This is a genomic window from Paenibacillus sp. CFBP13512 (assembly GCF_005233705.1).
GTDB classification, from domain to species: domain Bacteria; phylum Bacillota; class Bacilli; order Paenibacillales; family Paenibacillaceae; genus Saccharibacillus; species Saccharibacillus nuruki.
On record NZ_QGAD01000019.1, the window covers coordinates 1 to 13,251 of the forward strand.

General features: G+C 33.4%; 13 protein-coding genes and 1 pseudogene. 2 read left to right on the forward strand and 12 right to left on the reverse strand.

The annotated features are described in order from the left end of the window. Both PaeCFBP13512_RS19630 and PaeCFBP13512_RS19635 read right to left on the reverse strand, forming a co-directional pair. The coding region (locus PaeCFBP13512_RS19630; RefSeq protein WP_206665612.1) for a hypothetical protein at positions 1 to 659 on the reverse strand (659 nt) is incomplete at its 3' end. 1,188 nt (positions 660 to 1,847) lie between these two features. Next, the gene (locus PaeCFBP13512_RS19635; protein WP_137225511.1) at positions 1,848 to 3,005 is read right to left on the reverse strand and encodes a hypothetical protein; all 1,158 of its coding nucleotides are present in this window, start codon (positions 3,003 to 3,005) and stop codon (positions 1,848 to 1,850) included. Positions 3,006 to 3,289: 284 nt separating this feature from the next. Here PaeCFBP13512_RS19635 and PaeCFBP13512_RS19640 point away from each other — a divergent pair, with 284 nt between their 5' ends. Beyond that, entirely contained in the window at positions 3,290 to 3,775 is a 486-nt protein-coding gene (locus PaeCFBP13512_RS19640; RefSeq protein WP_137225513.1) for a hypothetical protein, read from the forward strand. 268 nt (positions 3,776 to 4,043) lie between these two features. On the opposite strand, the gene PaeCFBP13512_RS19645 is transcribed toward PaeCFBP13512_RS19640, so the two are convergent. The 4 genes and pseudogenes from PaeCFBP13512_RS19645 to PaeCFBP13512_RS19655 form a co-directional block, all read right to left on the reverse strand. Beyond that, positions 4,044 to 4,385, reverse strand: coding sequence for a hypothetical protein (locus tag PaeCFBP13512_RS19645; RefSeq protein WP_241669440.1), 342 nt, complete (start codon positions 4,383 to 4,385; stop codon positions 4,044 to 4,046). Between the two features lie 226 nt (positions 4,386 to 4,611). After that, positions 4,612 to 4,881, reverse strand: a pseudogene (locus PaeCFBP13512_RS23660) (DUF7669 domain-containing protein); the annotation flags it as partial. 130 nt (positions 4,882 to 5,011) lie between these two features. After that, positions 5,012 to 5,707 (reverse strand): metallophosphoesterase family protein, encoded by a 696-nt coding sequence (locus PaeCFBP13512_RS19650; protein ID WP_137225515.1) that lies wholly within the window; start codon positions 5,705 to 5,707, stop codon positions 5,012 to 5,014. 72 nt (positions 5,708 to 5,779) lie between these two features. Then, on the reverse strand, positions 5,780 to 6,052 hold the full coding sequence (locus PaeCFBP13512_RS19655; protein WP_137225517.1) for a hypothetical protein: 273 nt from the start codon (positions 6,050 to 6,052) through the stop codon (positions 5,780 to 5,782). A gap of 178 nt (positions 6,053 to 6,230) precedes the next feature. On the opposite strand from PaeCFBP13512_RS19655, the gene PaeCFBP13512_RS19660 reads away from it, so the two are divergent. Next, positions 6,231 to 7,547 carry a competence protein CoiA family protein gene (locus tag PaeCFBP13512_RS19660; RefSeq protein WP_137225519.1) on the forward strand — a complete coding sequence of 439 codons (1,317 nt, stop codon included), beginning with the start codon at positions 6,231 to 6,233 and terminating at the stop codon, positions 7,545 to 7,547. Between the two features lie 115 nt (positions 7,548 to 7,662). Here PaeCFBP13512_RS19660 and PaeCFBP13512_RS19665 read toward each other — a convergent pair whose 3' ends face one another. From PaeCFBP13512_RS19665 to PaeCFBP13512_RS19690, 6 genes are all read right to left on the reverse strand, one after another. After that, positions 7,663 to 8,031 (reverse strand): hypothetical protein, encoded by a 369-nt coding sequence (locus PaeCFBP13512_RS19665; protein WP_137225521.1) that lies wholly within the window; start codon positions 8,029 to 8,031, stop codon positions 7,663 to 7,665. Between the two features lie 12 nt (positions 8,032 to 8,043). Then, on the reverse strand, positions 8,044 to 8,520 hold the full coding sequence (locus PaeCFBP13512_RS19670) for a hypothetical protein (protein ID WP_137225523.1): 477 nt from the start codon (positions 8,518 to 8,520) through the stop codon (positions 8,044 to 8,046). A 346-nt stretch (positions 8,521 to 8,866) separates the two neighbouring features. After that, positions 8,867 to 9,415, reverse strand: a complete 549-nt coding sequence (locus PaeCFBP13512_RS19675) for a hypothetical protein (protein WP_137225525.1) — start codon at positions 9,413 to 9,415, stop codon at positions 8,867 to 8,869. A gap of 197 nt (positions 9,416 to 9,612) precedes the next feature. After that, complete coding sequence (locus tag PaeCFBP13512_RS19680; protein WP_137225527.1) at positions 9,613 to 11,376, reverse strand: DUF2326 domain-containing protein; 1,764 nt, start codon at positions 11,374 to 11,376, stop codon at positions 9,613 to 9,615. After that, positions 11,373 to 11,618 (reverse strand): hypothetical protein, encoded by a 246-nt coding sequence (locus PaeCFBP13512_RS19685; protein WP_137225529.1) that lies wholly within the window; start codon positions 11,616 to 11,618, stop codon positions 11,373 to 11,375. Before PaeCFBP13512_RS19685 ends, PaeCFBP13512_RS19680 begins: the two co-directional genes overlap by 4 nt. Further along, positions 11,619 to 13,034, reverse strand: a complete 1,416-nt coding sequence (locus PaeCFBP13512_RS19690) for a metallophosphoesterase family protein (protein ID WP_137225531.1) — start codon at positions 13,032 to 13,034, stop codon at positions 11,619 to 11,621. Positions 13,035 to 13,251: the final 217 nt, after the last annotated feature.

A 13,251-nucleotide genomic window follows, 5' to 3' on the forward strand; every position in this document is an offset into this window, starting at 1 on the left:
TTCTCATTTGAATGTTTGATGATATCTCTATTTTTCATCATATTCTCTAAAGTATTAATAATAATATTATTATCTACCTTACCAACGAAATGATTTTTGATTTCACTAAATGTTTTTCCTTCAGGATAATGAGCTTTCAATAACTCATTGATTTTCTCATACATTAATAAATTTAATTTCATTGATATGGTATGTTGCAAATTATTAAATTTATTATCATAATTAAAATTTATATTTTTATCATTTTCATACATAAGTGTTGTATTTTCAAGTTCACCTTCTATCTCCACTAATCTTTTTCTAACAACATCTAATACTTCGCTATTTGAAGCGTGACTTTTTGTCAATTCTTTAAGTTCATCAACTATATCATTTGTTTCTGCAATTGCTTGTTTAGCTGTGTAACGTTCTTGAAGCAAAGCGATAAAATGCTCTTCGTTAGAAAAGTCGCTTGGAGCATAAAGAACCCGATGCTTAAAAAGTAAAACAGTAAAAAATGCCCCTACCAATAAAAATGGAAAGATAATTACAAACCAAACAAATATTTTTTGAATTTCTAGTGGCAATCCTAATAAAACTGTAGTTCCAGCAATCTCAGCTATACCTGCAAATATAGCTATAATAGTCAATGGATTCTGTACTCTAGTCCGTTCATTCATCAAATAAACCCTCCTAATTTTAAATACTAGCATAATTTAAAGGATTTTATTTTTCTTAGAAGTTATTCTTTTATGAACCCCCTTTTATATTTTTATGATTTTTTACTAGAAATAACATTTTTAAGAGAGTAAGAAACAAAAAGACACCAGCCTAATTTGGCAGTGTCTTTTTGTTTTCTAGCTGTGTGTACTACTTCAATGGAGGCGAGGGGAGTCGAACTCTTGTCTTCATCTTTTTATCTTGTGTTAAAACGTCGCTTATAATGCCTAAATCCCTTATGTGATGCGGATTATAAGTCACCTATCTGTTATTTCATGTTATTTAATTTTAGCGTTATTTATGCTGTGTTGGTAGACTTGTCGAGCAAATGTCGAGCAAAAACGGACAGGAGTTTTCGGCTAAAAACGCATCGTGTTAAGTCGTTTTAAGGTGTTTTGCATATGCACTTTGCTTGCTGTTAAATAAAACACCTTTTCTTCTTGATGCATTTTATTTATGTAAAGCTTATCATTTAAAAACTTTCACCTCGTTTACCTCTCTTATTTAGTTCATTACCTTTTATCTACAAGCACCAAAAAGAGTGCTTAGCTGATATACAACGTAATTTCCTTCTAAGAGGAGACCGTCGATAAGAAAAGCACTTTTATAGTTAATTATCATAATCGTCTTTATGTGGAGAGACTTTAATTGATCTGTATTTTAAAACATCTGTTTTTTATAAGACCTAAATGTTCGAATCTTTATTTTACTCCGTAGAGTTTTTGTTTTTTTGCATCAATATAAAGCATAATTTTTATACTCTCGGAGCTTTAGCTTTACCTGCATAGATAAGTTACTATAAAAGACTGTTTCAAAATCCCCTTTCGTCTGTAGTTGTAGAATCCTTTTTTGCATTTAACTTGTATCATCAAACTAAAGATAGTAAGCAATCTTCTTAAGTTTTTAAGGTTTCAATTCGCTTTCGCTTTTGCGTAAAAGAAATAGCAATCTCCTTGTAGATTGTAAGCATATCTTCTTATTCATTCGACGATGTTACTACGACTCTACAGCAATCTACTGCTAAATGAGTTTCTTATTTCAACTTAGGTATCCTGTGAAAGATAAAGAGCACTATACATCTTGTATAGTGCTCCAATTCAAATTCATCTAACAAAAAGGCTTAGAATGGAATTTCATCATCCGTATGACTACAATCTGGTTCTTGAGAGAGATCCTCTTTCTTCATCAATAAATCTTGAAAAGTAGATACTATTAAAAACCTTCATACCAAAAAATTTTGATACACTTTTTTTGTTAATGCTTCGCTCACTAAGTATACCAATATTTTTAAGTTTTTTTGCCATAACTTCTGCATACTTCAACGTTTCTGCTTTCTCATAAGACGGAATTTGAAAAAACGTTATAAGACGAGTCTTTGTATTATTACCTTGTATAGCTTTAGCAATCGAAAGTAATTCTTTTGATAAAGCATGATGTGGCACTTTCTCTACCAACCCTAATAATGCAAATAAGTTAATCGCTCTACTTACTATAGGTTGCTTGCTCTGGACTCCCATTTTCATTTCTGCAATATAAGTGGTAGATACATAAAAGATATCTTTATGATTCTGCATGAAAAGTCGATTTACGTGATCATGTCCATGTTGATTCATGAACTTCAGTATTTCAATATGATTGCGAAGATAATAATACATTTCAGGGTAAAGTTTCTGGATTAAAATTTCTTGATCAAGAAATTTTAAATTGTTGTTGTACTTATTTTTTTGAGCTTCGACCCATTCGTCTTTTAAATCGTTGAGATTTAATACTTGTGCTAATTTGTCTACGGCGTATTGAAATCCGTTTACTCCGTCTATGATCTCAATAAGATCGAAGATGCTGAATCCGAAAGAACGTGAGTCCGGATACATTGTAAAATAACGATAAATTCCGGTGTCCTTGCTTTGAGAAATCCATGCTCTATTCCCTTTAATCAACTCGCAAGCAAACACTCTATCGATCTGAAATTTTTTGAGATTCTCGAATACCAGCTCAAACATATTGGATTGATTCGCTACCTCTACAAGCCGTTGCTTTGTCTGAACAGGCATGTAGCGGTAAGAAGGTAGTTGTGCTTTCTTGAATAGATCAATTTTCCCGGATAATATCACTTGATTTCGGATCTTAAACTTATCTTCTGGAGTTGCTTTAACATACTTACTTTCTTGATTTCTTTTGAATCGATGTTCCTCCTCTTTCAAAATCCGGTATGACCTATCCCTGAGCTTTATTCCTTTTTCACCTTCCTCTTTAAGTGTTTCAACCCTCTTTCCTACAGCTGACTTTACTCTTACTTTAGGTTTCATTATTGTGTATACTCCCCTTTCATCTTCTTGTCCCTTTCATTTTATGAGCAGTCCGATTAGATGAAGGGCGAGAATTTGTTGAACCTAGTCGGATCATAAGCAGGTTGACACAACTTTCAGAGCTGAATCTTTATTTAAAAACAAAAAAGTCTATAAGCTGCGTATAGACTTTCCTATTTATTAATTTTTAAATTATTACGACAGTAACGAAGCATGTTCTTAGAATAATAAAGCTACGAGAATCTATAATACTATCATCATAAAGATAGAAAGGGGCGGTAATGATGAACAAAGAATCTTTCTTTACCATGCAATACGATAAGCGAGCTGAGGAGGTGAATAAATTACTTCAGTCATTAAGCTTAGAAGATGTCGCTAAAAAGGTTGGGGTCAATTATAGTACCTTTACCAAAGAAATGCAGGCTGGAGATTATGTTTTTATAAAGCGTGATAACTGCTACTATAAATTCTTGCGAGATCCGTTTAGTGCTCCTGAAAAAAAGCAAAATGAATTGAATTCTGAGGAGCTGAATTTTCTAAAGGAGAATATAGAAGAACTACGAGAATTAATTGCAAATAGTAACGATAAATCAATATTACATTTAGATCCGAGGATCTACTCGAAAAACTCTCCATTCTCTGTAAAAAGCATCAAAATGAATGAGGATATTTATGGTATGTTTACTTCGCACTGTGAAGAAAATTTCCCGCATTTCCGACTTCAGGACCTCGTAGCACAATCATTATTGGATTTCATTGCAAAATACTAAAATTAGAGAGCAACTATGCTAATTTCTTATGTTTTATAAAAAAAGTACCGGAGAATTGCCCGAAATGGACAAAATCTACGGTACTTTTTATTATTTTTCATTACTTCTTTTTCAACTGTTCTTTAGCTTTAAAATATTCGAGAAGTAGAAGCTGATAAGCATTCGGCTTACATATTGATTTTATGTCCGAAAACCCACCTTCTGAAGGCCCGACAACTCTACTTTTAGCCGATTTCGGAGCGTTAAAACCAAGTTATCTCCTTTAAGATCACCCTGCTCCTAAAGCCTTAAATACTGCATCGGTCGGATCCGAGTAAAATACAGGTTGTACCTTTATGAGCAAATCAGGTGGCACGGTCTGAAAGTCGACTACTGACGAGGCCGGTATCAAAACTTTCTTTGCACCTGCATCCACACAGACCTGAAGTGTATTGGCAAATTCATCAAGCTTCGCCAGTGTACCGCCTACAGTCATGTTTCCAAGCACGACCATGCTCTCTTGCACCGGTCTATCTAATGCCCCTGAACATAATCCTATTAACTCGGCAATAGCCAATTCATTGGTTAAGCCAATACCTTGTAGGTCACTGATGTGCATTAAATAATCCATTGTATTTTAAAAGAATTTTCAATACAATTCCTTTTAAGGTTTTAAGACTTCTTCGATATTGTTTACGTTTAAACAGCATTAAAACTGCATACCCTTCATCTACTTATAAGAACATGCTTCTAATTTTATTAACTTCTTAAATTCAAGTGGAAGTCTATAGTTTTCTCATTATTCATATGTAAGTCCTCATACCTATTTCACAATTGTTATTAAAAACTTATGAAGTTTATAAGAACTTCTGCACAAAGAGCTGGAAAATTCGAATTATACCAGCAAATATTTTAGACATTCCATTTGACCACTGATTATAGTGAATGTTTTTCGTTTCTATCAATGTTGGTTCGTATAGTTGATACGTGCCATGCCTAATTCGTTCATAATCATTATACGTCACAGCATGATTAGCATTTGCATTCACACAGCACCTCGATCCGATATGTGTTCGAATAGTTGATTCGTTATAGCTGGCTTTCTCACTCAACATAAAATCAACGACTTCTTTATTTTGAACTCATTTTTTCCTGTTCTTCTTACAATCTCTTTAACAGACTTTAAGATGGCATCTCGATAATTCACTTTTTGATAATCCGACATTTTATATCCTCCTATGAAGTCTCTTTCGCTATTTAAAAACGTATGATCTCTCGCTTCTCTACTTTCTTTTGTGATTGGCGATAGACGAGATAAGTCATTTCAGTCAGATTCACTAAGCCTAGCCCACGTTCTTCTTCAATCACATATGTGTTTGATCCCAAATCACAATTGAGCCTGGTCCCATCATAATAGATTCTTTCAACAGGAGTGTGCCCATGGACTACGGGCTTGCTCTTAGTCAAGTTAAAAAGGCTATCCTTTGATATACTATAAAAATCAAATTCCGACATCCACAGGATCTCTCTACTCTGCTTCTCGATCGGTTCAAAAGGATTTAAGCCAGCATGGGTATAAACAAACATGTCGTCCTTATAAACAAGCGGCAAATTGCGTACCCACTCTATATACTCTTCCATTTCGGATTCAGAAAATGAATTCTCAAAATCCTTCAACGTTTCCCTTCCTCCGTGACTGTGCCAAAGCGTATCCCCTTTTCTAAAATATTCCCACATCATTTCCTCATGGTTACCGATCAGAGCTATTACATTATTCGGGTATGCCTCAGTCAATTCTCTGACTCGCCTGATAACTTTCCCACTGTCTTTACCGCGATTAATATAGTCGCCGCCTAAGATAAGCTGATCCTTCGTAAAATCAATCTCAGCATGTCCTAGCAGCATTTCTAGGCCATCGATCTCACCGTGTATATCCGAGATGAAAAACTTCAATATGCCTGCCCCCCGTCCATATATAAAAATTTCATAGAGAATTACTTCTGTTATCAATTGCTGTGTTTTTATTCAAACGTTCTCACGATTTCTTCTCATTTGTTCCATATGCTTTTGCTCAATAAGTTTAAGCGTTGATACGAAATCCTCTCGTTCAAGATTAGTTTTAAATATCACATCATTAATTTCTTCAACAAGATCTAGGTCAATTATCTCCTGCAGCATCTTGAAATATTTTTTATTTAATTGGCCAAAGTAATGATCCATAAATTTTTGCATTGCTCTGACCATTCCACAGCTTTTCCCTAACTCCCAGCTCTCTTCGTCTTTGATTTGTTTACGCATGACTTTCCCTCCTCTACCAAACTCATATGGGACTCAATGTTCCACCTGAAGAGCAGCATTACATCGCCTGTATATACCTATCATAAAATATTTCAACGTATCTCTTTAATTCAATTTCAATTCACAAATACCAATATTATTTGGTAAAATACAGAAAACAACCAAGCGAGGTGTGCGTATGTATCATGCTCTCTATGAAGGCAAGCTGTTTGATTTAGAAGACCAAATAAATAAAGCTTCAGATCGTAAGCAAGAAACCCTTACGCTGAAGAAGAGAGCAGGCAAGGGAGCTTATACATGCCCTCACTGCGGATCTCCTATGTTGATTCGTGCTGGTGAAATTCGCGGGATTTTCTTCGCTCACTCTTCAGGAGATGCTTGTGCTTTAAACGACAGTTATAATACGTATAAAAATCAAACAGCACGAGAATCGAAGCAGCATTCCGCAATGAAAAGTATCGTTCATGAGGTTCTCAAAAATCAAGAAAAGCTACACTCTGATCTTCACGTTGAGTTTGGCTATATTGTAAAAGCAACAGAGAAATGGAGCTATTATCCGGATATCATTTTGAAGAATCATAAGAATGAGCTTGCCATTTCGATTTTAACCAATGTCGATCGTTCAAGAGACAGCAAACTAACCAAACAAATTAAGAAGAGAAATCAGTATTATAAAGATAAGGGGTTACAAACGATTTGGTTTATTGAAGAACAGCAACTTAGCCTAGACTGGGATCATCACGTTATTCATCTGTGGGAATCTGAAATTGATTTATCGGTAAAAACCGCAGAAGACGAACATTGGGACAAATTCGTCTCAGGTATAAACAATAATCCTACTGAGCTTTTCGATATATTTGGTTACTGGCAAAAAAATAGTAACGTCACCTTAGATACTCGAAGTCTGTACTACATTCATTCTACGCAGGAGAGCATTGATTTCTCTGTTCACCGCTTGATTATTGACGAAATGCAGTTTCCTTATCGTGCATTCGCATTATCAAAGGGTTACCGAATGAGCATCTCTACTGCATTATCATTTAATGAAAAGCTTGCATTAAGTGATCCTGCATCCGAAGCTAAGGACCAGGACACTTTTCTGCAGGAATACAATTCATTGAAACAGAAATGGAATAAGAAACATGAACTCAGATCTGCTCTTCAAGAACAGGTGCAGTTGCCTCATTCCGAACTTGATTTGCTTCCAAGAGAAGAGAGTGGCTCTTCTGATAAACATGTCGAGTTAGCAGGGCAACAAGCAAATTCATCCTACAACCCAGCCTCTATTCAGCCTCCTAAGAAAATGAGTTATCGTGAACTCAGTGAGCTACTGACCGCGAAGCTTAGAATGACCCAAAAACAGCAAATGCATCTTTGGCGTTACTATGTGCTACAACTTGGGTTCAAAGAATTTGAAGAATTATGGCTTGTTGCAGAACATCTTGAAACCTTTGAACAATTTGAAGAGGTATTGAACGACTATCTAAGCGGATGATCTAAAATGAACTGCCCTTAAATAAAAGGGCAGTTCATTCATTTTGAATTTTTGTCTTTTTAAACAGTGTTTCTTCAAATTAAAGGTTCTCATTGTCCAAATTCTAAACTGCTTTTCATTTTATATACATAGAGTAAATATCCAGTATACATTTTAATCCGAAAAGCAACTCTTGTACTTCTTCACTTTTTTCATTATCTACAATTTCTTCACTATCAATGAAAGAGGAGGGCGATGTTACCGTTTCTTTGGACGTTAAAAAGTAGTCTTCCTGCAGGTTAAATGCTTGGTTTATTTGCAGCATATATGTGTTATACACTGACTCACTTATATCAACTCCAACACCTAACAGTAGTTCGTCAATCATTGGTCTTGGAACTCCTGTTAGTTTTGATAACGATAGTCTTGAATAACCCTCTTGCCGCATAAAATCGATGATGTTCCTTGAAACGACATCTTGGTGGCTGTAGTAGTTAGAACTCATATAGCTCTCCTCCTACTTTATTTTGCGACTATCCTTGCAATGAAATAGATTAATTCTGTTAAGTTGAAGGATACATTTACGAAATTTTAGGGTTACTGATGCATGATTAATACGTGGTAATTCTTCCTTAAGTATTTTTTTTATTTCGTCGTTGCAAACGTAAAGAAATTGCAAAGGATAATTTTGATCTACAGCATGATAAATTGTGAATACTACACCATCAAAGTCGTAATGTGAGATTTCACAGTAAGTTACTTCCAAATCAAAGTCGAAATATTCCATTTTTTCTCTTTTTATATTTTCTCCCATCACAACTCCATATTTCAAACCATGCTGCTTGATCATTGTTTCAATTACTTCTATAAAAACATGCTCATACTTCTTCTCAAGAAACCATTCCTCAGGAACAACACTATAGAGTTCTAAAAGTTGTTCTCCTCTGTCTCCTTTTACGATAGCTACTTCCTCAATTCTAAACTTATTATCCATTTTATAACCTCTCCTTTACTGACTTTTAAATCATTCAATAATTTCGTTGCTTATAGTCATTAAAAAAAAAGCCAGCGAACCGTAAGGTCCGCTGACTCATAAAAAACCGATATATAATTGGATTCATATCAAATAAACACATTTTGAATCCCTCACTTCTCGTTTGAATAATCGACTACATTATAATCGAAACTCATGTTCAATTTCAAGTGAAAAATAGAATACCTTCATTAGTATAAATGTTTGCTTAGCTATACGGTATTTCTTCCAGTTTTCGAATTTCCTCGGACATTTTTTATTCTAGTACAGTTATTCGAAGTATAGATGTCAAATTTTCATTCGTTATTTACAACAGGTAATTCAATTGTAACGCCTCTAATTCCTTTAACTTCTCTTCAAGGATTGGAAGTATATCAAATTGAACCGCTTTGAATAAAGCTGTTTCGGATTCTGCTTCAGTATGGTTGTTTTTATCTGATGAAACTTCATTAATTAAAGACTTAGTCCAATTAATACAATTTTGAAGGTGGGTATTTCCCGACCTATCCTTGCTACCGGTTGTTAATGTAGTTATTTTAACGATGCCGTCTTTTGCTGAATTCCAATACCCTTGCGGAGAAAAGAAAGGCGAGTATCTTCTGTCCTTATCAACTTTATTCAAGTATGTCATTAAAGTGAGGTTTTGCCTACCTAACTCTTTAGTAGCTTGGATATAGAAGTCCTTCTGTTCCGCTTTATGCTTCCAAGTCCTCAGAGAGTTCTCTAGATCGTCTAAATCCGATTCTTTTTCCAGAATCATTGAATGAATTTCATTCTGCATTTCTTTTACTTCGGAGATACTTAAGTCATAAATCATAGACTCATTCCACTTGTAGTCCATGGGACTTTCCAACATATCTATAACATCCTGCAACTTATCTTCGAAAATTTCCGACTTCCACCTAGCCAGGTTGCATCACTCCTCTAAATTACTAAAACTATTTTCTATCGCTCTTAGTTTCGTCTTTTTCTTTATCATACTCCCAGTTTTAAGGCTATAATTTTAGATCTTTTAGGAAGTCAGGGCTGATGAAGTAATCCGTATTTTATATTTTATGTTGTATATCGAAATCCAAAAAATCGTTCCTTATTATCATCTGTCCTTACAAGTCTTGCCACAACACAATTTGCATCATCCAATTCAGAAAGTTCTGAATTTTCTAGTTCATTTACATTAACGGTCGCAAAATATTGTCCCATTGCCCGTGCTTTTAGCTCTAGATCTATATATTTCAAAAGCTTAAATTTTGCGTCACCATTAGGCTTCGAGTAAGAACCATCATGCATTAAAAATGTTAGGTTGTCTCTATAATTCAGCCCGTTCAAAAACCATGTTAAGTCAAATATATTAATTTTCATGTGTAATCGTCCATGAGACTTTTCGTCGTCTATTGTACAATTTATTTTTACTCTTCCAGTGGTGGCATTCAAAGAAGTGTCATTCACTAATTCAATATCGAATATTCCCGTTTCACCATAAGCTTCTATAACAAGTTCATTAAATATTTCTTTAAGATTAAGAATCTTCTCTTCATAACTTTTAAATATATCTAGCTTTATTTCTATCTGTCTCAATATTTCTTGTTTAATACGATTGATTTCCGCTGTAATATTGGTTTTTTCTTGGTCCATACTGATTTTAACTCTAATCTGTGCTAGCTCTTCAAATTTGATGCTTTTATCTTCATTTATTTTTGTAATATCAGCAATAATATCAGTATTCCTAAATGATTTGGTTTGTCTCTGGATTGTTTTATTTAACTCATTGATTCTTTTTTGTTTTTTATCAATTTCATAATCAATTTCACTTATTTTATGAGAGAAATACCTACCCCTGTTTTCAACCATGAAATTATAAAATTTTTCAATGTCTGCTTGGTTTTTTTCAACCTTCTCGGGGAAAAATCCAATTAATTGCTCGTAAAAAGGCTGTATGTCATTTAGTAGCTTTATCTCGTCTAATTTCGTCTTTAAGTCTTGGATATTGCTTTGATATTGCTTTTTTATATGTTGCAGCTCGAATAATGAATTTTGAAGTTGATTATATTCGGATTTAGATAATTGATAATTTTCAGCATCTTTACTAAGCTTTTTTGATATATTGACCTTTTGAATAATGTTGTCTAATTCTTGGATTTCCTTATTAAGTTTTTTTTCTCGTATCTTTAAATCACTTATTTCATCCTTAAATGATTTAATAATACTTAATTTCTGATTAAGTTCTCTATGTTGCTTTTTATAGTTTGATATTTCCTTTTCAAAGTCATGTGGTAAATTAAATAGATAAGCAAGATTGCTCGCCTCATTCATAGCCTTTCTGTTAGGTAAACCGACATTCAAAAATCCTGCTTTTTCATCTCGAATAATGTATTCCTTCAATGCAGAAAAAGACGGAGTCTTCTCATTCAAGCCCATAACTACATGATTAATATATTTCTTATAACCATCGTCATCTTTATCTATCCATTGAGTTAAATCAAAACTAACTGTTTTATTCGGTAATATATAACCTGCATCTGGTTGATTTATCAATCGAGCTAGATATATATCCTGATCACCAGATGAAATCTCAAGAATTAATAATATGTCTCTTTTACTCAGTTCCGGTTTGCCTACAAAGTCATTTGGACATGAACCACCTAATAGATAATCAAGTGATTCCACCATAGTAGTTTTTCCAACTCCATTAGTCTCTTGTCCTTTGCCTTGCCCTTTCTTTTCTCCTAAAATTAAATTAAGGCCAAATTCGTTGAATCGATACTCTTTTAAAATTTCGCCTAGTTGATAACTATATATAATTAATCGTCTTATTATCATTTTTTTGTCCTCATCACAAGATTGTTATTTAAAACAATTAAATCAAAAGAATAAAGAAACGTAAGAGATAGATAAAGAACTCTCTCGATATTTAAATTCAATGTTATATTTCTACTTTTAGCAAATTCCAAAAAAAGCTGATCAATATGTTTTTCTTCATCTAACATTTCATATAATAATTTTGAAGTGACAAGAACGTTCTCTTCTATGGTTTGATACTTATTCATCAAAAAAAATTTCATCTAAACAACATCCTTTTGTCGCTTATCTTCATTGAAAATATCGCATTCGTAAATACTCCAAAAAATAAGGATTCGTAGATAAGATTTCAATCGATCTTTAGAGTAACTAACCTTACCTGCGTATTTATCAAATAAGTTATCTATCATATGAACAAGGATCAAATCTCCATTTTCATATGAATAAAGTACATTTTGATATTCAGTGATAATCACATTAGGGATTATAAATTTCTTATCGATTCCAACAAAAGAAGTAGTGCTTAAAATTTTATTGATAATCGGAAAATAAATAGACCATTTATCAAATTGAAGTTTAAATGTTGGAGAGCATGACATATTAACAAACTTTTCAGTAATATCTTTAGAAACTAATGCATCATCAGGTAAATCAGCAGAACTTAAAGTTGTATGAAAATCGATTAAGAACTCTTTGAAATCGTCAACATCAATAGTTAAAGATTGGAATTCTTCGTCAGTCTTTTTTTTTAATCGATTAATTTCAAAAGAGTAACTTCCCGAGTTTGTTCTCCTTCCTATTGTATTGTCAGCATGCCAAAATTCTCCTTTACTATTCCATCTGTGGTAAATCACTTCTCCTGAAGCAAACTCAGTATCAATGACTCCAGTAATGAACAATGGATCTGAGTATCTATCTTCAAATATAGAACCAGAAGTGAAAAAATAGGTATCATTATAATTATTAGAATCATGATGATAAGAAGCTTTATGAACATGACCATTCAAATAAAGGTCTATTTGGCCATCAGAAAATCTATGTAACAAACTCTCCTTTTCTGCTTTATGAATACAATTGATCGTGTGATGTCCTAGAGCGATATTAATTGCACCATCATTAGGAATTTGCTTGAGAGTCTTATATAAACGATTAAGACCGATGAGAATATTACCTTCCGCACCATCAGCTCCGGCAACCAAGCAAGTATTTATGTGAACTACATTAAACCCTTTACATTTTTTCACAAAGTGCAACTGGTCTACTGGGTATTCTTCTCCTACATAAGTCTTATAAAATTCAAAAAAAGATTTTTGCACGGAAATAAGAGCCTCATAGGTGTCTTCATCTAACGTATTAATTTCTTCCATAGCATCTTTAGAATCTATTATCCCTTTAGCCAATCGTGCAGCCATTGGATTTCTATTTATATCGTGATTACCTGGAATCATAAATAAATCTTTTTTCTCGATTTCAATGGCTTTCACGACATCATCCAAGAAATTTATAACTTCAATACCATACTGACCACCTTTATCAGCAATATCACCAGTAATAAAAAGATAGTCAACATCGTTTTTCTTATTTGACAAGTACTCAATAAGCTTATCTCTTAATAGAGTTGTTTTATATGTTTCATACATATGATGAATATCTGAAAGATGTGCCCATTTGATATGCATATTATCCCTCTTTACTTATTCATTTAGTTATTTAATAATTCGACAAAAAAGAATGTTTCCCTCTATCTAGAAATAACAACCAAGAGATGTGTACTTTGATATTCTCCAAAGGTTTCTACCCACATCTTTTAATTAGCCAGGTAATTTGTTTGAATAGCCCTCTTTCAAACAATGTAATTGTCAAGCTGATAAAATATGAAACCCATTGACTGAAACA

Coding starts and splice junctions, on each gene's coding strand:
- PaeCFBP13512_RS19680 (WP_137225527.1), bottom strand. CDS start 11,376: ATGATAATAAGACGATTAATTATATATAGTTATCAACTAGGCGAAATT.
- PaeCFBP13512_RS19640 (WP_137225513.1), top strand. CDS start 3,290: ATGAACAAAGAATCTTTCTTTACCATGCAATACGATAAGCGAGCTGAG.
- PaeCFBP13512_RS19645 (WP_241669440.1), bottom strand. CDS start 4,385: ATGGATTATTTAATGCACATCAGTGACCTACAAGGTATTGGCTTAACC.
- PaeCFBP13512_RS19685 (WP_137225529.1), bottom strand. CDS start 11,618: ATGAAATTTTTTTTGATGAATAAGTATCAAACCATAGAAGAGAACGTT.
- PaeCFBP13512_RS19675 (WP_137225525.1), bottom strand. CDS start 9,415: ATGTTGGAAAGTCCCATGGACTACAAGTGGAATGAGTCTATGATTTAT.
- PaeCFBP13512_RS19665 (WP_137225521.1), bottom strand. CDS start 8,031: ATGAGTTCTAACTACTACAGCCACCAAGATGTCGTTTCAAGGAACATC.
- PaeCFBP13512_RS19635 (WP_137225511.1), bottom strand. CDS start 3,005: ATGAAACCTAAAGTAAGAGTAAAGTCAGCTGTAGGAAAGAGGGTTGAA.
- PaeCFBP13512_RS19660 (WP_137225519.1), top strand. CDS start 6,231: ATGTATCATGCTCTCTATGAAGGCAAGCTGTTTGATTTAGAAGACCAA.
- PaeCFBP13512_RS19655 (WP_137225517.1), bottom strand. CDS start 6,052: ATGCGTAAACAAATCAAAGACGAAGAGAGCTGGGAGTTAGGGAAAAGC.
- PaeCFBP13512_RS19670 (WP_137225523.1), bottom strand. CDS start 8,520: ATGGATAATAAGTTTAGAATTGAGGAAGTAGCTATCGTAAAAGGAGAC.
- PaeCFBP13512_RS19690 (WP_137225531.1), bottom strand. CDS start 13,034: ATGCATATCAAATGGGCACATCTTTCAGATATTCATCATATGTATGAA.